This window comes from Luteimonas dalianensis (genome assembly GCF_049339425.1).
Taxonomy (GTDB): domain Bacteria; phylum Pseudomonadota; class Gammaproteobacteria; order Xanthomonadales; family Xanthomonadaceae; genus Luteimonas; species Luteimonas dalianensis.
This window is the reverse complement of the sequence record NZ_JBMPPO010000001.1, coordinates 234,604-255,841: the sequence shown is the minus strand read 5'-3', so window position 1 is coordinate 255,841 and position 21,238 is coordinate 234,604. Positions and strand designations below refer to the sequence as shown.

Sequence of the window (21,238 nt, the reverse complement as noted above, 5' to 3'; positions counted from 1 at the left end):
GCACCGGCGCGCCGCGCGCGTGTGTAGGTGCGTATTCAGGCAGCGTCTCGCACACTGCATCCATCAGATTCCGACCCCACGGAGCCGTCCATGAACCGCATCGTCCTTGCCTTTGCCCTGCTTGCCGGCAGCGCCTTCGCCGGCACCGCGTCCGCGGACGCGCGCGAGAGCCTGGAGCGCTTCACCAGCGGGCTGCAGGGCCTGCAGGGTGAATTCGTGCAGCAGGTGTTCGACGGCGCCGGCCAGGCGCGGGAAACCTCCAGCGGCCAGGTGGCGCTGTCCGCGCCGCGGCTGTTCCGCTGGGAGTACGAGAAGCCGTATCCGCAGCTGATCATCGCCGACGGCAGCCGGGTGTGGGTGTACGACCCCGACCTGGAGCAGGTGACCGTGCGTGCGCAGGGCGAGGAAGAGCAGAACAACCCGCTGGCGGCGCTGATCGATCCGGAGATGCTCGATCGCGACTTCGTGGTCAGCGAGGCGGGCGGGGGCGACGGCCTGGAGTGGCTGGAGGTCGCGCCGCGCGAGACCAGCGACGCCGGTTTCCAGAACGCCCGGCTCGGCTTCAACGGCAACGCCCTGGCGCGGATGGAAGTGATCGACGCGCTCGGCCAGCGCACCACCCTGGAGTTCTCCGGCTGGAGCAGGAATCCGTCCTTCGGCGCGGAGACGTTCCAGTTCGACCCGCCGGCCGGCGTGGACGTGGTCGGCGACTACTGATTCCGCCGGGGCTGTCCGTCTAAACGCCGGTTCGTCGTATACATGGTGTGAATCCTCCCGAATGGAAGCGAAGCCACCATGCAACCCCAACCCCAGGTGCCGTCCGCCGGCGGCGCCAACACCACCGGAATAGTCGAACGCGTCAAGTCGATCCTCACCTCGCCGCGCAGCGAGTGGCCCGTCATCGCCGCCGAGCCGGCCACCGTTGCCGGGCTGTATACCGGCTACATCATGTGGCTGGCGGCCATCCCGGCGGTGTTCGGGTTCATCAAGGGCAGCCTGATCGGCCACGGCATGTTCGGCGTATCGGTCACCACGCCGATCTTCGCCGGCCTGATTGGAATGGTGCTGGGCTACGTGCTCGGCCTGGTGGTGCTGTACGTGGTGGCCCTGATCGTCAACGCGCTGGCGCCGACCTTCTCGGGTGAGAAGAACCAGGTGCAGGCGCTCAAGGCGGTCGGTTACGGCTGGACGGCGGCGTGGGTGGCCGGGATCGCGGTGATCCTGCCCTGGCTGGGCTGGCTGGTGCCGCTGGCGGGCGGCATCTACAGCATCTACCTGCTGTACCTGGGGCTGCCGCACACCATGAAGTGCCCGCCGGAAAAATCCCTCGGCTACACCGCCGTGACCGTGGTCATCACGATTGTCCTGAGCGTCATCATCGGCTTGGTCATCAGCGGCGTCACCGGCGTGGGCGCGCTTGCCACCGGTGCGATCAGCGGCAGCAGCGGGTCGGGAAGCAGCAACGTGCGCGTGGACAGCGACAGCCGGCTTGGCCAGCTTGCCGAAATGGGCAGGCGCATGGAGGAGGCCGGCCGCCAGGCCGAAGCGGCCCGGGCCAGCGGCGACTCCCAGGCCGAGGGCAGGGCGCTGGGCGCGATGATGGGCGCAATGACCGGCGCCGCCAGCGCGGACGGTGAACCCGTCGAGGCGACCGAGCCCGACGCCCTGCGGGCGCTGCTGCCCGAGGCCCTGGGCGACCTGCGCCGCAGTTCGATCTCGGCCAGCCGCAGCGGTGCCATGGGCATGCAGATGAGCGAGGCCAGCGCCGACTACGCCGCGGAGGATGGTTCGGGCCGGATCAGCGTCGAAATCAGGGACATGGCGGCCGTGTCCGGGATGATGGCCATGGCCGGCGCCTTCGGCGTGGAGGAGAGCCGGGAAACCGACGACGGCTTCGAGCGCACCTATACCCGCGACGGCCAACTGATCAACGAGGAATGGAACTCGCGCCGCAACCGCGGCACGTATTCGGCCGTGGTGGGCAACCGCTTCCAGATCGAGGCGAGCGGTGAGGCCGGCAGCATCGATGAGCTCAAGGCCATCGTCGAGCGCCTGGGCCAGCAGGTGACCGCGCTGCAGTAACGCGGGCGGCATGCACGTCCCCGGGAACGTTCGCAGGCGGGCCCGGGGACTTGCTATCTTGGCCGGCCCGATTGCAGCCGAGCCGCAACCCCGTGTCCCCCGGTCGTTCCCCCGTGCCGCCTCCCGGCGGCGACCTGCTGGGTTCCCCCAGCCCGGCCATGCGGCCGCTGGCCGAGCGCATGCGTCCGGCCAGCCTGGACGAGATGGTCGGGCAGCGCCGCCTGCTTGCGACCGATTCCGTGCTGCGGCGTTCGATCCAGGCCGGCCAGGTGCACTCCATGATCCTGTGGGGGCCGCCCGGCTGCGGCAAGACCACGCTCGCCCTGCTGCTGGCCCGCTATGCCGACGCCGAGTTCCGCGCCGTGTCGGCGGTGCTGTCCGGCCTGCCGGAGGTGCGCAAGGTGCTGGCCGAGGCCGAGCAGACCTTCGCCGGCGGGCGCCGCACGGTGCTGTTCGTGGACGAGGTGCACCGGTTCAACAAGGCGCAGCAGGACGCGTTCCTGCCGCACATCGAGCGCGGCACGATCCTGTTCGTCGGCGCCACCACCGAGAACCCCTCGTTCGAACTGAACTCCGCGCTGCTCTCGCGCTGCCGCGTGCACGTGATGGAAGCGGTGTCGTCCGACGACATCCGCCAGGCATTGGAGCGTGCGCTGGAAGATGAAACGCGCGGGCTCGGCGGCCGCGGGCTGCAGATCGGCGAGTCGCAGCTGCAGCTCATCGCCACCGCCGCCGACGGCGACGTGCGGCGCGGGCTGACCCTGCTGGAGATCGCCGCCGAAGTCGCCGAAGGAGTGGAGGCCGGGCAGGGCGGCACCGTCACCGACGAGGTGCTCGAACAGGTGCTGGCCGACCGCACCCGCCGCTTCGACAAGGGCGGCGAGCAGTTCTACGACCAGATGTCGGCGCTGCACAAATGCGTGCGCAGCTCCAACCCCGACGCCGCCCTGTACTGGCTGGCACGGATGCTCGACGGCGGCGCCGACCCCGGCTACCTGGCCAGGCGGCTGACCCGCATGGCGGTGGAGGACGTGGGCCTGGCCGATCCGCGCGCGCTGCAGATGTCGATCGATGCCTGGGACGCCTACGACCGGCTCGGCAGCCCGGAAGGCGAGCTGGCGCTGGCCCAGGTGGCGATCTACCTGGCCAGCACCGCCAAATCCAACGCCGCCTACAAGGCCTGGGGCCAGGCCCAGGCCGACGTGCGCAAGTACGGCACCCAGGAGGTGCCGATGCACATCCGCAACGCGCCGACGAAACTGATGAAGAACCTCGGTTACGGAAGCGGCTACCGCTACGACCACGACAGCGAGGGCGGCGTGGCGCTGGAGCAGACCGGGTTCCCGGACGCGATGGGAGAGCGCGTGTACTACCAGCCGGTGGAGCGCGGCCTGGAGATCAAACTGGGCGAAAAACTGGAGCGGCTGCGGGCGGAACGGGCCCAGGCGCGGCGCCAGAAACCTTGAGTCAAGATCAATAACACGCTGTAACCAGCGGATATTTATATTGATTCGGCCTTGTGGAACGGGCCGGGCAAGGGGTATATGCTGGTTCGGCAGGGGGCGACAGTCACTACGCCGGAGGGCAGCCATGTCCAGACAGGCATCCCCGTTGCTGTCACGTCACCGTCCGCTGTGCGCGCTCTACGCACGCGAAGCCCGCGATGTGTATCCCGGGCGTCCATGGCACGAGATCGAACCCCATGTCCGCCGCGCCTGGGAGCGCGCGCCCAAGGACGTGGGCTGGCGCGAAGCCGGGCCACTCGTCAGGTCGTTCTGGGCCCGGCGCTGAGCCGCGGCTTTTTCAGTTCAGAGCGTCGCGATATCCATCACGAAGCGGTACTTCACGTCGCCCTTGAGCATGCGTTCGTAGGCGTCGTTGATCCCGTCGGCGCGGATCATCTCGATGTCGGCCACGATCCCGCGTTCGGCGCAGAAGTCCAGCATCTCCTGCGTCTCCGGGATGCCGCCGATCAGCGAGCCGGCCAGCGAGCGGCGCTTGGTGATCAGGCTGAACACGTTCGGTGACGGATGCGGCGAGGCCGGGGCGCCGACGAGGGTCATCGCGCCGTCGCGCTTGAGCAGCGCCAGCAAGGCGTCCAGGTCGTGCGGCGCGGCCACGGTGTTGAGGATGAAGTCGAAGCTCTTGCGGTGCGCGGCCATCTCCTCGGCGATGCGCGAGACCACCACTTCGTCCGCGCCCAGCCCCAGGGCGGCCTCGCGCTTGGATTCGGAGGTGGTGAACGCGACCACGTGTGCGCCCAGCGCATGCGCGAGCTTGATGCCCATGTGACCCAGCCCGCCGATGCCGACCACGCCGACTTTCCTGCCCGGGCCGACCTGCCAGTGGCGCAGCGGCGACCAGGTGGTGATGCCGGCGCACAGCAGCGGCGCGACGGCCGCAAGCTGCTCCTCGGCGTGGCGGATGCGCAGCACGTAGCGCGCGTCCACCACGATCTTCTGCGAGTAGCCGCCCAGGGTGTGGCCGGGCGCGTCGTCGGTGCGGCCGTTGTAGGTGCCGACCATGCCGTCGCAGTAGTTCTCCAGGCCGTCGGCGCATTCCTCGCAGCTGCGGCAGCTGTCGACGATGCAGCCCACGCCCACCAGGTCGCCGGGCTTGAAGCCGGAGACATCCGCGCCCACCGCGGACACCCGGCCGACGATTTCATGCCCCGGCACGCACGGGAACAGGGTGCCCGCCCATTCGGCGCGAACCTGGTGCAGGTCGGAGTGGCAGATGCCGCAGTAGGCGATGTCGATCTGCACGTCCTGCGCGCCCGGCGCGCGGCGGGTGATGTCGATGGGTTCCAGCGGCTTGTCGCCGGCGTGGGCGCCCCAGGCTTTGATGGTCATGGCGGTGATCCTTTCGGGAAACGGCGGGGTGGGGTGGCTGCGTCCAGGCGCTGCCGGAGTTGACCGACCTCGCATGGTAGCCGCCGTGTTGGCTTCCGGGCGGGGGAGGCTCAAACTCGCGGTTTGGCTTTTGCGCTCGCGTACCGCTTTCCGACATGTCCTTTTCCTGCCCCTGCAATGCATCCGCCCCCTATGCGGCGTGCTGCCAGCCGCTGCACGAGGGCCGGGCCCCGGCCGCCAGCGCCGAGGCGCTGATGCGCTCGCGCTACAGCGCCTACGTGCTCGGCCTGCGCGACTACCTGCTGGCGAGCTGGCATCCCGACACCCGCCCCGACGCGCTGGATCTGGACGACACGCCGGGCCTGCGCTGGCTGGGGCTGGATGTGAAGCGCCACGAGGACGGCGGTGACGGCAGCGCGGTGGTGGAGTTCGTTGCCCGCCACAGGGTCGGCGGCGGGACGGCGAAGCGCCTGCACGAGGTCAGCCGCTTCGCGCGCATCGACGGGCGTTGGGTCTATGTGGACGGGGAGTTCAAATGAAGCCGTGGCAGGTGCTGGTGCGCGACGTTCCCGATTTCCCCCGGCCCGGGATCCTGTTCAAGGACATCACCCCGGTGCTGGCCGATGCCGACGGCTTCGCGGCCGCGGTCGCGGCCATGGTCGAGCCCTGGCGCGGGGTCACGCTGGATGCGGTGGTCGGCATCGAGTCGCGCGGCTTCATCCTCGGCGCGGCCCTGGCGCAGGCGCTGGGTACCGGCTTCGTCCCCGTGCGCAAGCCGGGACGGCTGCCGGCCGACACCCTCGCACAGGATTACGCGCTGGAGTACGGCACCGATCGGCTGGAAGTGCACGTGGACGCCCTGCCGAAGGGCGCGCGCGTGCTGCTGGTGGACGACGTGCTCGCGACCGGCGGCACCCTGCTGGCCACGCGTTCGCTGATGCGGCGGCAGGGGGCGGAGGTGGTGGGGGCGGCGGTGCTGTTCGAAATGCTGGCGCTGGGCGGGCGCGCGCACTGGGATGAGACCGTGCCGCTGCTGGCGGCCGCGGCGTACTGAGGGGTAGCGCCATTCACGACATTGGTTCGGGCTCGACCAGCTTTCCGATCCGCGGCGGCAGCGGGATGAACTCGTCGCTGTCCAGCTCGGGCAGCTTCATCCGGCCCGCGGCCCAGTCGGCGCGGGCCTGGTCGATGCGCTCCTTCGAGGACGACACGAAGTTCCAGTCGGTCCAGCGCGGGCCCACCGGTTCTCCGCCCAGGGCCATGACCACCGCATCGGTGTGGGCCGCGATGGTGGCCGCCTTGCCCGCGGCGAGCACCGCCATGCTCCCGGCCTCGATCCGCTGGCCGGCCACCTCGACATCGCCGCTGACCACGTAGACCGCGCGCTCGGTGTACTCAGGCGGCAGCGAGGCGCGCGCACCCGACTGCAGCTGCCAGTGAACGTAGAACTGCGGCGAGTCCACCTTCACCGGCGACTCCACGCCGGCCAGCCGTCCGGCGATCAGCCGGCCGACCAGGCCGTCACCTTCGAACATCGGCAGCGCCTCGCTGGCGTAGTGCCAGAAGCCCGGATCCATCTCCTCGCGCTCATCGGGCAGGGCGGCCCAGAGCTGCACGCCGTCGATCGGCCCGCCCTCGCGGCGCAGGCGCTCGAAGCGCTCGGAGTGGGTGATGCCGCTGCCGGCGGTCATCCAGTTCACTTCGCCCGGCCGCACCGCCTGTTCGGAACCGACGCTGTCGCGGTGCATGATCTCGCCGTCGAACAGATAGGTGATGGTCGACAGCCCGATGTGCGGGTGCGGGATCACGTCGGCTTCCGGCGGCAGCCCCGGCGCAAGATCCTTGGGCCCCATGCGGTCGAAGAAGATGTAGGGGCCGACCATGCGCTGTTTCGCGAAGGGCAGCACGCGGCCCACTTCGAACGCGCCCAGGTCGCGGCTGCGCTGCTTGATGATGAGCTCGATCACTGGATGTCCTTGCGTCGTGGCGGCAAGGGTCGAGACTATCCCATCCGTGGCGAACGGCTGATCCGGTCCGGGTACCGACCGCAGTGCCTTATCCCGCCACGACCTTGTAGCCGGCTTCTTCGATCACCTTGCGGACGGTCGCCTCGTCGTCGATCCCGATGATCTCGACGGTGCCGCTGGCCAGATCCACCTCGGCAGTGCCGCCATTCGCGGCAATCGCCGTCTTCACCGCCTGCTCGCAGTGCCCGCAGGTCATTCCTTCCACTTTGATGTGCATTGTTGTTGGCTCCGTTGGCCGGGCATTCCGGCTGCCACAGTTTCAGGCCTTGTCCCGTGGGAAGGTCAACAGGGTGGCAGAGAAGGACTTGCTCCCGCCGAAGCCCAGGACGAATTCGCTATTCGCGAATTGCGAACGGTGCCGCCCCTCATGGATGGAGCACTGCTGTCACGGATCCGGCCACGACCAGGTGCATTATCGCGCCAACCGGGGCAACCTGCTGTTCGACGATCTGGCCGGGATCTTCCGCAAGACGCATGGCGCGGTACCCGCGCTTCAACAGGCGTTGGCGCCGCTGGATGACCGGATCGAGCTTGCCTGGGTGTTTGGCTCGCTGGCGCGTGGGATGGAAGGCGAGGGCAGCGATATCGATTTGATGGTGCTTGGCGACGTGGGCTTTGCCGAGCTGGTGCGGGCCGTGAATCCGCTGCAGGATTCATTGCGGCGCGAGATCAACCCGGTGCTGTACACGCCGGCCGAGTTCCGCAGGCGGATGGAGTCGGGCGATGGATTTGCACGCGAGGTGCTCAACACGCCGCAGCTGTTCGTAAAGGGGAGCAGGGATGACATTGCAGAACTTGCTGGCGATCAGACAGCTTCAGGAATACAGCGCTGATCCCGCGGCCGTGCGTAAGCTGCTCGATGCCGTGCGGCGCAACCTGGCTGACGCCCGCGTCACAGAAATAAGCGCTGACAACCGCTTCGATGCGGCTTACAAGTGCCTGATGCAGTGCGCGATGCTTGGCCTGTGGGCCAACGGCTACCGGACGTCGACCAGCAAGCCGGGGCACCACCAGACCGCGATCCAGATTGTGCTGGACGCACTTCGCCGGCAACGCAACATCAGCGATTGCGAAGGCGATCCGGTATCCGAGGCGACGCTGAGCGCCGGCCTAGATGAAGCGCGCAAACTGCTTGCTGGACAGCGCACACTTCAATGGCGGCAGTAAGTTATTGAATTAATTGACCGACTACATGCACGGCTGCATGCTTGTCTGCAGCTTCCGCCGCACTCTTGGCTGACTATTTTTGATGACTATGCAGTGTTGTATGAGCAGTTTCGCGGAACGAGCAGAGTCATGTGCATAGTTTTCAGGATCCAGCACACTTGACTGCCATCATTTGACGCGCGCGGATCTCCGAGCTTCGCCTCCGGCGCGTTGTCGCCTTCGGTTGGCATCGTCCGCCTCGGCTAATAAGGCGGATTCGCCTCGTTCTACATAGGACAGGGGCTCCCAGACCACGCGGACGCTTGTGGTCTCCCGGCCGGACCTGCGCACCAATGCCCACGGTTGGTGAAGTCGCGGAACCAATCGTGGTATGCGATAGAGATCGGGCAGGTGAGCTGCGAGAGTTGACCGTAATCCCTCGGCGTAACCTCGTGCGAGAAGCTGTCCGCATATGCGCAACAAGAGGTCGAAGGCCGGTGCACTTGTCTGGGCGTGGAAGTCGAACAAGGTTCGCCTGTCCAGGACTGTATCCACCAAGTCCGTCACTAGCCGATACACAGCCGGATGGACGCAGGTCAGATTGAGAAATTGGCGTTTTCCAATCATCGAGGGAGGCAAAAGGGAGATCTGTGGAGAGAAGGCTCTGCCAGCCGGATCGAACCCCTTGGGCGCTTCGATACCGGTTCCCTGCAAGAAAAGGGTCATTTCACGATCAGTGAGTGACTTCGGCGGTAGCAAGAGAGCTAGATCACTGGCGACGGCAGACATCATCGGCACCAGCCTCTTGGGTGTGGTTAGAAATCCTGGTCGTACTCGACGCAATTCCTCAAGTCGAACCAGACCATCCCGGTCAGGGGCGGGCGCACGTCGGGAGGTTTTGAATGTTCGACAGTGATTGCTGGTGTCGGTTGGGCGCCTTGTCGAAGTTGGCGGTGATTGACGAACACAGACAACATGCGACGCTTCCGCGAACCTTCTCCATTTGGTTGGCAACTGGATTAGTGTTGTGAGCGCAGGCCGCGGATTCGTGGCCAGCTGGGGAATCACGAGCGAACTGCAGGCTCGTTGCTCCCGAGCCCAGTTCAGGTAGTTGCTCGTGAATTCCGCGGCGCCGTCAGGAGGCGCTGCACCCAGCGCGGCGTCGGTGATCAGCAGGTTTTCACCGCAGGTACATCGCAAGTTTTCACCTGGGGTCCAATCTGCAGCGACACAGGCTGGATTTCCGCATTTATTGCAGTCTGTCCGTAGACCTTCATCATGCCAAGGGCACATGTTCACCCAAGGAAGTTGATGAAGAAGGGTGTGATAGCCCTGACGCAGACACCGAGGGCAGTAGCGGAACTCCCAACCGGTTTCGAGGAGACTTGAGGGAGCATCGAAAGGAAGCCATGTGGAGAGGTTCCACTCGCCGGGCACTTGCGGGAGGCGCAATGCTTCGGCGAGCGCGACCTGCCGAGCCTCCGAGAATGTCATCACGGCCGATAGATCTTCTTTTTTGCGTACTCGTATGCCGAACAATCCTGACAGTTCGGTCCGACCGATCTCGTTGAGTCTCACGATTCGGGTTAGCGTGCCAAATGCCGAGGCAGAGGGGGAATCATGTGAATTACTGCCAGCGAACGGTGCATTGAGGACTTCGGCGTTTGCTGAGAGTTGGTTGCGCGGCCGTGATCCGCGCAATTCCAGATAACGGCCGGGGATCTCGGGAATGATCATGCCGACACTCCTTCGTACCCCGGCTCAATCTCAAGGTAGCCCACGCGGAAAAGCGCGTCGCGTACTAGGGCTTCGTCGAGCTCAAGAAAGTCTTCATTCTCTAAGGCAATGCGAACCAGCACGGTATAAACGAAGCGCTCGAACGTAAGCATCGGCCAGCTTGTTGCCGGCGGCAGTCCTACCTCTGCTCTGATTTCGTCAATGACAGTCCGGATTAGGTCGATCTGAAGCCCTAATCGCCATCCATTTGCCCATGCTTTGGGCGCACAATGTTGGGTAAAAGATATGTTCGATCCCTCTGGCCAGGTCAATTCCTCGTCGTATTCGAGAAATGCCAGAGCAACGTCTGAAAGCGTCTGGTCAGGCTTGTCCTGCTCGGGGATGTCCCAGAGTAAACCTGTGTAATGGTGGGAGTTGAGGAAGTACCGACCGAAGATGTGACGAGGTGGTCGTGCATCAGCGTCACTGATACCCAGCCGCCCAGCGTCGCTCTGATTTATAAAGAAATAGAAAATCCGGGTAGTTTTTTCAAGTTCATTACCGATCGACAAGGCGTGCTCATACTCCTCCGCGGTGAAGCGGTTGGCCTCGTTAAAGACCAGGCCGATCATTTCGGCGTCGCGCCTGATGCGCTGCTCATTGAGGGTGCGCACCACGCGCGACAGTAGCATGTTGCTGCTTGCACTCGCAGCGACGTTCTGCCCCATCTGCGTCAGTAATGACGTCATGAAATAGGACTCGCTGGGCTTGGCTGGCTTGGTATAGGTAAATTCAGTCATGTACATCGAAAATGGACGCCACGCGTCAGTCTGAATGAGTTGGCGCGCTCCGAAAGTTTTGCCAACGCGGCCATTACCTTCAATCCAGAGCGCATCGCAACCCATTTCGATGCTGACGCGAGAGGAGCCAGCGAATCGCTCGCCGGGCCGAGTAAAAATAAGTGGGCGCTTGAAGCGCAGGAGCGGATGACAGTTAATGTTGGCCATGCAGGAGGTCCTCGGGCGGCAGCGGAGGCTGCACCATAATTGACGAGCTGGAATTAGCGGCGGCGCAGGGAAACCGGCCCTCCGCGCGGAACTAGCCCTTCAAGCGTGCGAGCTGCGACGCTGCGCGGGGGCGGTGCGATAGGCGAATCGCGATTCGCACGCCGGTTGGTAACGGCGTCGGCTGCCCAGGGTAGTAATCGAGCCGCTTCTAGTACTTCTGCGAAGTAGGCCGCGATCCAATCATGGCATACCCAGTTCCGCCCCTTGCTTTTGCGCCAGTGCTCCGTACGTAACCTTTCGTCCAGCGTATGGGCCGTAAGTGAATACGGTGGCAGCGTTTTTAGTTCTAAATATGATCGACCGCTTTTGTCGAGCAAGACTAGGAAGCGAGCGTCTTGCTCAACGTAGCCGTTGAAGGTTTTACCGACGAGGTCCGGCCGCGTGCTTAATTTGTCGCTACGGTAGGTGCCATACTTATAATTGACATGGGGAAGGTCGCCTCCGCTTCCGCGGACCGTCACCCGTACCCTGATACGTCCGAGGTCACGGACATCCTCCGCCGTGCGACTGGAGCGAAGTGGCATTCCACCCTCGGCTAGATACCGCTCGATTTCTTCACGGGGACTGCAGTTGTTGAGCGCCGGATGTGGAGTCACGTTGTAGGCCGAAAACACTATGTCGAGGAGATCCTCAACAAGGTCGAGGAAGATCGGGTAAGTCTTGGAGTTTCGAGTCGAGACCCGTTGCTCGTTGCGTACACGTGTCTCCGGCTCAAATCCGCCTGCGAGGTGGCGTAAGACGTGGACCTCGATCGCCTTGAAGAAGGCTTCGATGTGGCCGCGAGTTTCCGGGATGCCCGCATTTCCGAACCGGTAAATGCCGAGTCGAAAGTTACGCAGCACCTGACGAGAATGTTTAGCTAGATGGCTACTGTAGTTGTCGACCGAAATTCGAAGACCACGCGGAGGCGCGCTGTCCATGGCGCCCGGCATCCAAGCGTTTGGCAGGTAACGCATGCGCCGGCCGGTCATGTCCTTGGGGCGCCAAGGCAATAGTGCACGTTCGATGGTGGCGATAAAGTCGAACTGCGAGTAGGCCTTGCCGACGATGACTTTCCAACCCATACAGGCCCTGGCTCCTATGTCGAGCTCACAAAGCAGCGTCAGACCCGAGACTCGCGCAAGCTGGAAGGTTCCATCGGAAAGGGGTATCGCGCACCACTGGTTCTTCAGGTCGATGAAGTGCCCGTCCAGCTGCACCTCATCGAATGGTTCAATTCGATAAAGTTCGTCCCAGCGAGTAAGCCCTGCGGGTGTGACCAGGCTCATCGCTTGGTCGGCGGCGCGGGCACGTGCTCGGGCAATGAAGTTGATTAACGTACGCCGGCCGCCGTCAAACGTGTTACGAGGGTAGTCGTCTTCCCCGCGGCCGTGGCGTTGGAGTATTTGATTGACTTCCCTACATAAGCGATCGAATGCCGGACTTCTTTGTGTGCGGCTAGGCAGGGGGCCGTTGAACTTCGCGAGCGCCGCTTTGAGGTCAGGGATGGATTCGACTAGGCGCATCATGTCGTAGGGGCGCTTGAGCAGCGGCGCGCGGGTGTTTCGTGGGCGCGGGTCAACGACGCGTAGGTGCGGGATGCAGACGGCAAAACCATGCACCCCACCACCAGGGGCGGCTTCATTGACCATCACCAGCATGCGTTTGCAGGTCCGGTAGTCCAGACCGTGCAGCTTGGCCACCCGGTTGACCGGCTCGCCCTGGATAAGCGCGACAAGGGCCGAGACGCGGTTGTCGATTACGTCGCGCTCCGCGGGCGTCAGGTCCCTCATGGCTTTTGTGTCAGGCCTCGGGAGAGCCAGTAGGCGTTTCACATCTTTTTCAGAAAGGCGATTCATGCGTCAGCTGTCCGTGAAACGAGCGTATGACGACCCAAGCGGCTAGCACGGTCGAAGTGGACGAGACCCAGGCAGATCAGTTCGCAGGTGACTGCCTGCACGTCGTGGGGATTGAACGTCGCCAATGCGGATTCAAGTTGATCGATGCGAGCCCGCTCGACCTGGTCTAAGTGGGCTTTGATCCTTGTACGCAGTGACAGGCGATTAGCCAGCTTTTGCGCAACTTGGGCGAACGCCAGTAGTCGCATGTGCTGACTCACTGACGAGCCCTGAACGCGCACGTCATGCTCAGTTATCAGGCGCAGCGCGAGGTTCTGATCCTTCGCGGCCATCTGCAGACGTTCAGCATCTCGCGGACGAGGAACGCCGCCCGTGCCTTGGATGCACTCGTCGTCGCGCACGATGAGCAGAAACTCTTCGAAGCCGGTGGCGTGCTTAACCCAGAAGTCGAGCTCGACCCGGTCGCAGCCATAGTTCAGGTGACGCGGTCGCTCACCATACGCCTGCACACTCGGGTCGCATTCGAACGCTAGGACGACGGCTATCGCGGCCACGCCACTCACCTCGACGGCGCGCTTCTCTTTGATGGATTCAAACCCGTAGACATCAAGGCGCTCGAACTCTCGCCGCTTGTATGGGCGAGGCTGGAAAGGGCGCTCAAAGGGAACGTGTATCGAGGTGTCGAGGTCTAGGTCTGGGCGCAACGCGCTGGTCTTTCCCGTTCTCTCGGAAGGCACGGTTAGATAAGGCACATGAAGTCTCCTACATTGGCTGGGTGGTCTGGGCTTGGCGTGAGGGCCACGCCGATCAGTTGTTCGCTAAGAAGCGGGAAATGGGCGGCGCCCGCGACGGCTGCGAATGTGGCTCGTTGAAATATGCGCTTCGGTCGTGCTGGTCGTGTGCTGGCCAGCTTTCGAGTTCAACCCCGTGGGCTCTTCCCCCGCGCCTGCCAGAAAAGACAGACGCTCGGTCCAAGGCGGCAAGACGAGTACGCCCTTGAGCGCCAGTGCGATCCCGCTCAGTCGGAATCACAACACGCGCCAGGAGGTTAAGGTTGTGGGCTGCCCAGAGGGCTAAAGCGCAAGGCCAATCAGGGGCCATGAGTGGGATCTCCGAGCAATAGCCGCCCGTCCCCCTGAATGGGGTGCTTGCATTGCATGGAAAGCGGAGATACCGTTAGACCGTCTGACAGGCTTTATCAGGCACTCCGCCCGCGGTTGCAGCCGCGGGCTTTTTCTTTCCGTCAACGAGCGGAGTCACACTAGCTACCCGCCCCTCCACAGCGGTCTCGATTGGAAGCAGATACGGGCGAGCCCTGTGTGGCCAGCCAGGCGGCCAATTCATGGGCGAGCGCAAATGGCCCCTTGCGGCCTTCGATTTGGAACACCTTGACTGGCACGGTGCCACGCGCGATTGCTCCGCGAAGCGCTGCCTGCGTGGGATATCCCAACGCCTGGCGCAGACCTGCGCTTCCTACGACATATCCCCAGTCATGGATCAGGGCATGACGCAACGTGGTTTCCAGATCGTTCTTTCGCATCGGTCCGGCTCCAGGGAGTGCCTCGGTTTTGACCTCTGTAGGACTCTCGTGGATAGGCCCCGCACGATCTCCAAGTCGTGCGGGGCGTGACAAGTGCTTGATACGACGAAGATATCGGGGTCGCCGAGCGCGCGTGCGATGCGGTAGATTACGGACCGTCGACACGGAAATGCACCGTAGTTGCGCGTGTGGAGGGATCCAATTCCATGTCCGTTCCGAGGTTGCCGAAGGATTTCGCTTCTACGCTTCGGACTGTGGCGTGTGCCGACGCCCTCTTGGCGAACGACGGGGGTATAAGCGCTCACGCGTGGGAGGCCGCCGCATATGGCATTACTAAGAGAGGCTATGGACTCGGGTCGAAGACCCGCGGCTCACTCGCGCGCAATCTCTCCGGGAAGGTCGTCGTGTCCCCCGGTCGGCTTGAGGAGTGGAAGGCCGACCGGCCGGCCGTGGCTCAGCTTGCGGCGTGCCCCCTCTGGCATCAGTTGCGACAACCGCAGCAACTATCCAAAGAGGAACTGGTTACGCTAGAGCCTGCGGTGAAAATTACCGTGCTAGTAGACAATATCTTCGTTCACAACGAACGTGCCAAGGTCACGAAGGAGCTGTCCGAGCGATTGGCAGCTTGTGGCACCCTCGACGCGGTGTCCGCCTTGTGGTCGTTGCTGCTTGAGGCAGAAGCGGACGGTGCCCACCAAGTTGCTTGGCAGTGCGCGCGCCATCTGCCGGCAACGCTAGCATTAGCCGCGCGAAATCAATCAGTGAGGCGAGTAGCGCTACCGATCTTTGCGAGGATGAGGCAGTTGACGCTAGATGGCCTACGACTCGATGGCCAGACACTGCAACTGTCACGATACGAGTTGTTGCAGGTGAGTGATTCAGCGATCAATCTACCCCCCCTACGACTCATAGGCTTGAACCGCAAACCGCAGCCTTTGATCGCAGGAATTCCTATGCCGGCAAGCGCAACGATCGGCCGCAAGTTGATGGTTCCTGGCGCAAGCGTAGCCTGGCTGTCCAGGAATTTGGCTCCGGAGGGTCCTGCAGGACGCGCGACGGGGCAACAAGCTGGTCGGAAGTGGCTGACACGGGATGGCAAGCCAGGTATTAGCCCGTGCGACCCGCGAGTGACCCCAGGACTCCACCCAGCTGCTATCACCCGCTTAAAAGAGGCTCTGGGCGATTGGGCATAGCAATGGCCGGCATGACAACCAATTAGGGGGGGAGTCGCTTCCCCGCGGGCAGAGTGCTCGGGTCGGGACTAGCGGATTAGGGTGCATTATCGAGGGTAGGGGGGCGATCCAGGCCGGTCCTGGCAAGGCGATCACTCACCTCCAGAAGCAGCTGGCCAGCCTAGTCGCGTGTCATTGGTGAGCGGCCCGTGCTCGCATTCTCGGGCCCATTCGGGGTTGGTTCTAGGATCTTCGAGATCAAGCCCGAACGGCGAATGGGATGACGCCACGGTCGTGGCCAAATGGCCGACTTGTTCGATCGTTGGAAAGTGACGAGCAGTCCTGACTGCCTTCTCTCGAACGTCCACCGGCAGACGCTCATCCCGAGCCAGCTCAATTAGGAATCCGCCTGCCCAAATCAATGCGCGACTGCGCTCGTGTGGCGTTGTCATGGTGCCGCTCCTGAGGTCGTCATGACTAGTATCCGGTCAGGTTCTCTCACTCATTGAGATCGAAAGTGGGAGGGCTCAGCGGCTACTGCCTGGTAGGCGAACCGCTGCCTCACGAACTTCGGTCGCTCGCATCCTTCCGAAGCTTGTCTGCGACCAACTGTTCCGCGGCTTGCGCTGATGACGGGGCCGGCGGTTCGCGGGCATCTTCGAATTCCTTCCGGAGCTGGGGCGCGTACGTCTCCAGGAACATCGCCGCGTGGAAGCGAAACTTTCGTGCCTCGCTCGGCAGGGAAATTCCGAGTTGCTTGGCCACCAGGGTAGCGTAGTTGAGCTGGGCTTCGGTCGGCTCCTTCAAGTCCCAATCGAGACTGTCCTTCAGGAGGGTCTCGACCTGCTTTTCCAAGCGCCTCACGAAAGTGTCCCGGACCTTTCGATCTTTGATGCGCTCGTACTGGATGGTCAGGGATTCCTCCAGGTTCTGAGAGACATACAGCTCGAGCGTCATCTCAACAGCGGTATTCACCAGATACAGGGTCATGTCGCATCGCTGGCGGCGGAGGTGTAAGGGGCTGGCAGATGGGCCGATCTTACATGAATTTCATGTATTCGGTACCTGTGCCATAGCTTCTCCAGTCGCCCTTTTTTGGCGCGGCAATGGCTACCAAGACGATCTATTCAGCCGAATACAGACGGCTAGTTCAGCAACTCCGAGCTCGACGGGAGGAGCTTGGGCTCACTCAAACTGCGCTGTCTCTGGAGCTTGGGTGGCCCCAACAGCGTTTGTCAGCCATCGAAGCGGGGGCGCGCCGGCTCGACGTCATGGAATTCCTTCACCTTACAGCGCGCTTGGGCCTAACCCCGGCAGAGGCGATCGGAATGGCGGTCAACGCGAGCGCGCCCTCGAACACCAGCGACTCCGGAGTTCACGACTGATCCCGCCGTACACGCGCACTTATTTTCACCCTATGCCTTGTTCGTTGATCGGCCCGCGTTGGAGGCCATGGGACGAGTCGCGGCGGCGGTCTTCGACGTCGCAGGAAACCCGGGATATAGCCAACGGGTCCTGCAATGGGCCCCTGACATTGCAACCCATGATCCGGGTTCGGCGGGGGGCGTCCTGGGTCTGGACTTTCACCTGACGGTCGATGGCCCGCGGCTGATCGAGGTCAACACCAATCCAGGCGGTCTGTTCCTCAATGCCTTGTTGCTCGATGCCGTGCGGTCTTGCGCGCCGCCAGCATGGGCCACCTGGACCAACGCGGCCCAAGCGCGTGATGCGGCCGTCACGGCCTGGATGGAGGATGCTCGGCAGCAATCCGGGCGCACGCCGTCGCGCCTGGCCATCGTGGACAGCACTCCGCGAGCGCAGTTCCTTTACCCCGAGTTTGAGCTGTACGCGAACGCGTTTCGGGACCATGGCGTGGACTGCGTGATCAGCGCTCCCGAGGATTTGTCGTTTGGTCCGGACGGGCTTGAGGATGCCCACGGTCGAATCGACACTGTCTACAACCGGTTGACCGATTTCGCGCTCGAGGATGCCTCGCATGCAGACATTCGTGAGGCTTACCTGGCAGGGGACGTCGCGCTGATGCCGCATCCCCGAGCACACGCGCTGTTTGCCGACAAGCGCAACCTTGCGTTGCTCGGGGACCCGGCCCTGCTCGGCGGGTTCGGGGTCGATGCGGGTTCGACGGCACTGCTGGTCCAGGTGATCCCGCCCACGGTCGAACTCGTGCGCGCGAACCGGGATGCGTTGTGGGCAGTGCGCAACGGATATTTCTTCAAGCCTGCAGCAGGGTTTGGCAGCCGTGGGAGTTATCGGGGCGACAAGTTGACCCGGCGGACTTGGGCGTCTATGGCGTCGGCGACCTACATCGCACAGGCCTTCGCGCCACCGAGCATGCGGATCGTGCATGGGGGCCAGTCCCTCAAGGCGGATGTGCGCTGCTTCGCGTCCGAGGCGGGTGTCCTGTTGTTCGCGGCCAGGCTGTACCAGGGCCAGACCACGAACATGCGCACCCCCGGTGGTGGATTCGCAGCGGTGCTCACGTCGTCACGGATCGAGGAGTGATTCCCCACCGGAGCCGACCCTTGGGGCGTGTCGTGGCTACAGCCAGGCGAGTGCCGATTCAGCCAGTTCGCGCTCCTCATCGATCGCGACGTTCCATATGCTCGGCCCGCCCCCGCGGTCGATCCGCGTGGCTCCAGCATCGTTGACGTCAGGTGCCAGCGCCAGGCCGAGCCAGGCCAGTCGCGCGACGATGCGAGCCCGCAAAACCGGCGCGCGATGGCCGATGCCGCCGGAAAAGACGACATGGTCGAGACCGCCAATTGCCGTGGCCATGGCCGCGATGGACTGCGCAATCCGGACTGCAAAGAGCTCCACGGCAAGCTGGGCCTGCGGGCCGGGATCCGTCAGCAACACGCGCATGTCGCCATGGCCGGCGATTCCGGCAAGGCCTGCACTGCGGTACAGGCCGTTTTCAAGCGCCTGCGCATCCAGGCGTTCATGCCTCAGCAGATACAGCAACGCGCCGGGATCGAGATCTCCGGAGCGGGTAGGGCTCGGGATTCCACCCAGCGGAGTGAGCGCCATGGTGGTGTCGCCGCTGCGGCCGCCCTCGACGGCGCAGACGCTGCAGCCACCCCCCAGATGCGCGAAGACAGCGCGGCCCTTCAGGATTCCAGCGTCGTGGCTGGCCACTATGCGGAGCGCGGAGGCAAAGGCGAGTCCATGGAAACCGTAGCGGCGGATGCCCAGCGCATCCCATGCTTCAGGGACAGGCAAGCGCCGGCTCCAGGGCGCGAGCGACGCGTGGAATTCCGTGTCGAAAGCCACGCCTTGGCGAGCTTGCGGCCATTGCAGCCGTGCGGCGCGCGCGAACGCGAGGGCTGCCGGTTGGTGCAAAGGTGCGAATGGCACCAATGCATCCAGCTTCACGAGCACAGCTTCGTCGAGCTCACAGGCCTCGTGCAGGTCACCGCCATGTACGATCCGGTGGACCACCACGTCAGGGCCGGGCCCTGGCTCCGCCAATGTCTCAAGCAGGGTGGCAAGACGCTCCTGCGTATCCGCGCCGACTGCAGTCTCGGCCCGGGAACGCTCGACGACGCGAGGCTGCGCGCCTCGTCCGTTGGCACTCAACAGATAGGACGCGCCCTTGAGGGTGGACGAGCCCACGTTGAGCGCCAGAAGCCGGCGCGTGGTCATAGTTTTCGCCAGGTCATGTTCATGGGGACCGTACCGCCCGGCGCAACAGCTGCGCGTTGATCGCTACCACGATGGTGCTGAGCGACATGAGCACTGCACCCAGCGCGGGTTGCAGCAGGATCCCCCATGCAGCGAGAACGCCGGCAGCGAGCGGGATGGCGACGATGTTGTAGCCGGCAGCCCACCACAGGTTCTGGATCATCTTGCGATAGGTCGCCTTGCTCAATGCAATGATCGCCGGCACGTCGCGCGGGTCGCTGCGCACAAGCACGACGTCGCCGGCCTCCACCGCGACGTCCGTCCCTGTGCCGATGGCAATGCCGACATCGGCCGTGAGCAGCGCCGGCGCGTCGTTGACGCCGTCGCCAACCATCGCAACACGCTTGCCCTGGGCCTGCAGTTCCTCGATCTTCGCCACCTTGTCCTCGGGCAAGACCTCGGCGAAGACGGTGTCGATATTGAGTTCCTTTCCGACCGCGTTCCCGACCGCCGTGGAATCACCCGTCAGCAGCACAACCTCCAGTCCGCCGTCGTGTAGCCGCTTGACCGCATCGAACGATTCAGGGCGGATGGCATCAGCGATCGCGAACACGGCGAGCACCCGGTCGCCTTCCACCAGGTAGGTCGCAGATTGGCCATCGGCTGCCGCTGATTCGGCTGCCCGGCGAAGCGCCTCCGGCGGCTCGACCGCGAGCATTCTCAGGAGAGCTGGGCCGCCAACGTGAAGCGAGCGATCCTCGACGACCGCGCGCACGCCGCGACCCGGCATGGACTCGAAATCCCGCGACATCGGAACGTCGATGCCACGTTCATTTGCGCTGGTCATCAGCGCCTGCGCGATCGGATGTTCGGCATCGCGCTGGACGGACGCGGCCACGCGAAGCACGTCGTCGTCGCTGAAACCATCGGCGGCAGTGGTCATCACGACGCGGTGCGAACCGAGCGTGAGGGTGCCTGTCTTATCGAACACGACCGTGTTCAGCAGACGGGCCTCTTCGAGGCCGCGTCGATCGCGCACGAGCAACCCGTTCCGAGCGCCGATCGTGGTCGAGATGGCGGTCACCAGCGGGATGGCCAGACCCAGCGCATGGGGGCAGGCGATCACGAGCACGGTCACCACGCGCTCGATCGTGAAGCTCCACGGTCGACCGAGGAGGGGCCAGACGATGGCGGTGATGGCGGCGGAGATGATGGCGATGATCGTGAGGTAGAACGCTGCCCGGTCCGCCAGGGCCTGGGCGCGCGAGCGCGACGTTTGCGCCTGCTCGACGAGCCTCATGATGCCCGCGAGCGCGGTCTCGTCGCCGGTCCCTGTCACCTCGACACGCAGCGAGCCCTGTCCGTTGACGGTGCCGGCGATCACCCGGTCGCCCGTCGCCTTGTCCATCGGCTTGGACTCACCGGTGATCATCGCTTCGTTGACGGCGCTCGTCCCTTCCTTCACGACTCCGTCGGCGGGGATGCTCGCGCCAGGTCTGATGAGAAGCAGGTCACCTCGCGTCAGTTCTGTGACTGGGACTTCCGTCGTGGTACCGGACTCATCCAGCCGCACCGCCATGTCCGGCAGCAGCTTCGCCAGCTCCTTGAGAGCCCCCTGGGCCTGGTTGATCGAACGCATCTCGATCCAGTGGCCGAGCAACATGATCGCCACCAGCGTTGCCAGCTCCCACCACAGGTCCAATCCATCGACAACGCCGAGCGTGACCAGGGCGCTGTAAACAAAGGCGACGGTGATCGCAAGCGAAATGAGCGTCATCATTCCCGGCAGGCGATTTTTCAGCTCGTGGTATCCGCCGCGGAGGAACGGCCAGCCGCCGTAGAAGTACACGATCGTTCCGAACACCGCCGGGATGTACGCCGACCCTGGGAACTGTGGCGCGGTGTAGCCGAACCAGTGCTGGATCATCCCGCTCCAGATCACAGTGGGGATGGTCAGCAGCAGCGTCAGCCAGAACTTGTCGCGGAAGCCCGCCACGCTGTGACCGGCATGCTTGTCGTGACCGGCGTGGTCGCTTCCATCAGCGCCGTGGCGGGGATGCGGCGACTGCTCGCCATGTGCGTGATGGTCTTGATGATGATTGTGTTGCGTCATGGGTCTGCCTTCCTGGATGCACTGATGCACTGGGCATCAACGG

At 64.0% G+C, this 21,238-nt stretch carries 22 protein-coding genes; 10 read left to right on the top strand and 12 right to left on the bottom strand.

Annotated elements, in window-relative coordinates; all coding sequences use genetic code 11:
• Nucleotides 1-90: 90 nt before the first annotated feature.
• From lolA to ACOZ90_RS01225, 4 genes are all read left to right on the top strand, one after another.
• On the top strand, nucleotides 91-717 hold the full coding sequence (gene lolA, locus ACOZ90_RS01240) for an outer membrane lipoprotein periplasmic chaperone LolA (protein WP_422891801.1): 627 nt from the start codon (nucleotides 91-93) through the stop codon (nucleotides 715-717).
• Nucleotides 718-795: 78 nt separating this feature from the next.
• Entirely contained in the window at nucleotides 796-2,082 is a 1,287-nt protein-coding gene (locus ACOZ90_RS01235; RefSeq protein ID WP_422891800.1) for a Yip1 family protein, read from the top strand.
• Nucleotides 2,083-2,240: 158 nt separating this feature from the next.
• A complete protein-coding gene (locus ACOZ90_RS01230) occupies nucleotides 2,241-3,548 on the top strand; it encodes a replication-associated recombination protein A (RefSeq protein WP_422891997.1) in 1,308 nt (435 codons plus the stop codon).
• 124 nt (nucleotides 3,549-3,672) lie between these two features.
• Entirely contained in the window at nucleotides 3,673-3,873 is a 201-nt protein-coding gene (locus ACOZ90_RS01225; protein WP_422891799.1) for a hypothetical protein, read from the top strand.
• Between the two features lie 17 nt (nucleotides 3,874-3,890).
• Here ACOZ90_RS01225 and ACOZ90_RS01220 read toward each other — a convergent pair whose 3' ends face one another.
• Nucleotides 3,891-4,934: an NAD(P)-dependent alcohol dehydrogenase gene (locus ACOZ90_RS01220; RefSeq protein ID WP_422891798.1), complete on the bottom strand. Its 1,044-nt coding sequence runs from the start codon at nucleotides 4,932-4,934 to the stop codon at nucleotides 3,891-3,893.
• 155 nt (nucleotides 4,935-5,089) lie between these two features.
• Between ACOZ90_RS01220 and ACOZ90_RS01215 the strand changes: the two genes are divergently transcribed.
• Both ACOZ90_RS01215 and ACOZ90_RS01210 read left to right on the top strand, forming a co-directional pair.
• Nucleotides 5,090-5,473, top strand: a complete 384-nt coding sequence (locus ACOZ90_RS01215; protein WP_422891797.1) for a YchJ family protein — start codon at nucleotides 5,090-5,092, stop codon at nucleotides 5,471-5,473.
• Nucleotides 5,470-5,988 (top strand): adenine phosphoribosyltransferase, encoded by a 519-nt coding sequence (locus ACOZ90_RS01210; protein ID WP_422891796.1) that lies wholly within the window; start codon nucleotides 5,470-5,472, stop codon nucleotides 5,986-5,988. Before ACOZ90_RS01215 ends, ACOZ90_RS01210 begins: the two co-directional genes overlap by 4 nt.
• A gap of 13 nt (nucleotides 5,989-6,001) precedes the next feature.
• Here the strand turns inward: ACOZ90_RS01210 and ACOZ90_RS01205 are convergent, their stop codons facing one another.
• Nucleotides 6,002-6,901, bottom strand: coding sequence for a pirin family protein (locus tag ACOZ90_RS01205; protein WP_422891795.1), 900 nt, complete (start codon nucleotides 6,899-6,901; stop codon nucleotides 6,002-6,004).
• An 88-nt stretch (nucleotides 6,902-6,989) separates the two neighbouring features.
• A complete protein-coding gene (locus tag ACOZ90_RS01200) occupies nucleotides 6,990-7,178 on the bottom strand; it encodes a heavy-metal-associated domain-containing protein (RefSeq protein ID WP_422891794.1) in 189 nt (62 codons plus the stop codon).
• A gap of 73 nt (nucleotides 7,179-7,251) precedes the next feature.
• Between ACOZ90_RS01200 and ACOZ90_RS01195 the strand changes: the two genes are divergently transcribed.
• Together ACOZ90_RS01195 and ACOZ90_RS01190 are read left to right on the top strand one after the other, a co-directional pair.
• Nucleotides 7,252-7,794 carry a nucleotidyltransferase domain-containing protein gene (locus ACOZ90_RS01195; RefSeq protein ID WP_422891793.1) on the top strand — a complete coding sequence of 181 codons (543 nt, stop codon included), beginning with the start codon at nucleotides 7,252-7,254 and terminating at the stop codon, nucleotides 7,792-7,794.
• The gene (locus ACOZ90_RS01190; RefSeq protein ID WP_422891792.1) at nucleotides 7,742-8,128 is read left to right on the top strand and encodes a DNA-binding protein; all 387 of its coding nucleotides are present in this window, start codon (nucleotides 7,742-7,744) and stop codon (nucleotides 8,126-8,128) included. The genes ACOZ90_RS01195 and ACOZ90_RS01190 overlap by 53 nt, the downstream gene beginning before the upstream one ends.
• Nucleotides 8,129-8,296: 168 nt before the next feature.
• Here ACOZ90_RS01190 and ACOZ90_RS01185 read toward each other — a convergent pair whose 3' ends face one another.
• From ACOZ90_RS01185 to ACOZ90_RS01155, 7 genes are all read right to left on the bottom strand, one after another.
• Nucleotides 8,297-9,844, bottom strand: coding sequence for a hypothetical protein (locus tag ACOZ90_RS01185; RefSeq protein ID WP_422891791.1), 1,548 nt, complete (start codon nucleotides 9,842-9,844; stop codon nucleotides 8,297-8,299).
• Entirely contained in the window at nucleotides 9,841-10,830 is a 990-nt protein-coding gene (locus ACOZ90_RS01180; protein ID WP_422891790.1) for a hypothetical protein, read from the bottom strand. The genes ACOZ90_RS01185 and ACOZ90_RS01180 overlap by 4 nt, the downstream gene beginning before the upstream one ends.
• A gap of 53 nt (nucleotides 10,831-10,883) precedes the next feature.
• On the bottom strand, nucleotides 10,884-12,662 hold the full coding sequence (locus ACOZ90_RS01175) for a hypothetical protein (RefSeq protein ID WP_422891789.1): 1,779 nt from the start codon (nucleotides 12,660-12,662) through the stop codon (nucleotides 10,884-10,886).
• Between the two features lie 62 nt (nucleotides 12,663-12,724).
• Nucleotides 12,725-13,480, bottom strand: a complete 756-nt coding sequence (locus ACOZ90_RS01170; protein ID WP_422891788.1) for a hypothetical protein — start codon at nucleotides 13,478-13,480, stop codon at nucleotides 12,725-12,727.
• A 509-nt stretch (nucleotides 13,481-13,989) separates the two neighbouring features.
• Nucleotides 13,990-14,268 carry a hypothetical protein gene (locus ACOZ90_RS01165; RefSeq protein ID WP_422891787.1) on the bottom strand — a complete coding sequence of 93 codons (279 nt, stop codon included), beginning with the start codon at nucleotides 14,266-14,268 and terminating at the stop codon, nucleotides 13,990-13,992.
• Between the two features lie 1,324 nt (nucleotides 14,269-15,592).
• Nucleotides 15,593-15,892, bottom strand: a complete 300-nt coding sequence (locus tag ACOZ90_RS01160) for a BPSL0761 family protein (RefSeq protein ID WP_422891786.1) — start codon at nucleotides 15,890-15,892, stop codon at nucleotides 15,593-15,595.
• 109 nt (nucleotides 15,893-16,001) lie between these two features.
• Nucleotides 16,002-16,430: a hypothetical protein gene (locus tag ACOZ90_RS01155; protein WP_422891785.1), complete on the bottom strand. Its 429-nt coding sequence runs from the start codon at nucleotides 16,428-16,430 to the stop codon at nucleotides 16,002-16,004.
• Between the two features lie 116 nt (nucleotides 16,431-16,546).
• On the opposite strand from ACOZ90_RS01155, the gene ACOZ90_RS01150 reads away from it, so the two are divergent.
• The gene (locus ACOZ90_RS01150; RefSeq protein ID WP_422891784.1) at nucleotides 16,547-16,825 is read left to right on the top strand and encodes a helix-turn-helix domain-containing protein; all 279 of its coding nucleotides are present in this window, start codon (nucleotides 16,547-16,549) and stop codon (nucleotides 16,823-16,825) included.
• A 37-nt stretch (nucleotides 16,826-16,862) separates the two neighbouring features.
• Nucleotides 16,863-17,963: a hypothetical protein gene (locus tag ACOZ90_RS01145; protein ID WP_422891783.1), complete on the top strand. Its 1,101-nt coding sequence runs from the start codon at nucleotides 16,863-16,865 to the stop codon at nucleotides 17,961-17,963.
• Nucleotides 17,964-17,999: 36 nt separating this feature from the next.
• Here ACOZ90_RS01145 and ACOZ90_RS01140 read toward each other — a convergent pair whose 3' ends face one another.
• Both ACOZ90_RS01140 and ACOZ90_RS01135 read right to left on the bottom strand, forming a co-directional pair.
• Complete coding sequence (locus tag ACOZ90_RS01140; RefSeq protein WP_422891782.1) at nucleotides 18,000-19,103, bottom strand: hypothetical protein; 1,104 nt, start codon at nucleotides 19,101-19,103, stop codon at nucleotides 18,000-18,002.
• Between the two features lie 19 nt (nucleotides 19,104-19,122).
• Nucleotides 19,123-21,195, bottom strand: coding sequence for a heavy metal translocating P-type ATPase (locus tag ACOZ90_RS01135; protein WP_422891781.1), 2,073 nt, complete (start codon nucleotides 21,193-21,195; stop codon nucleotides 19,123-19,125).
• Nucleotides 21,196-21,238 lie beyond the last annotated feature (43 nt).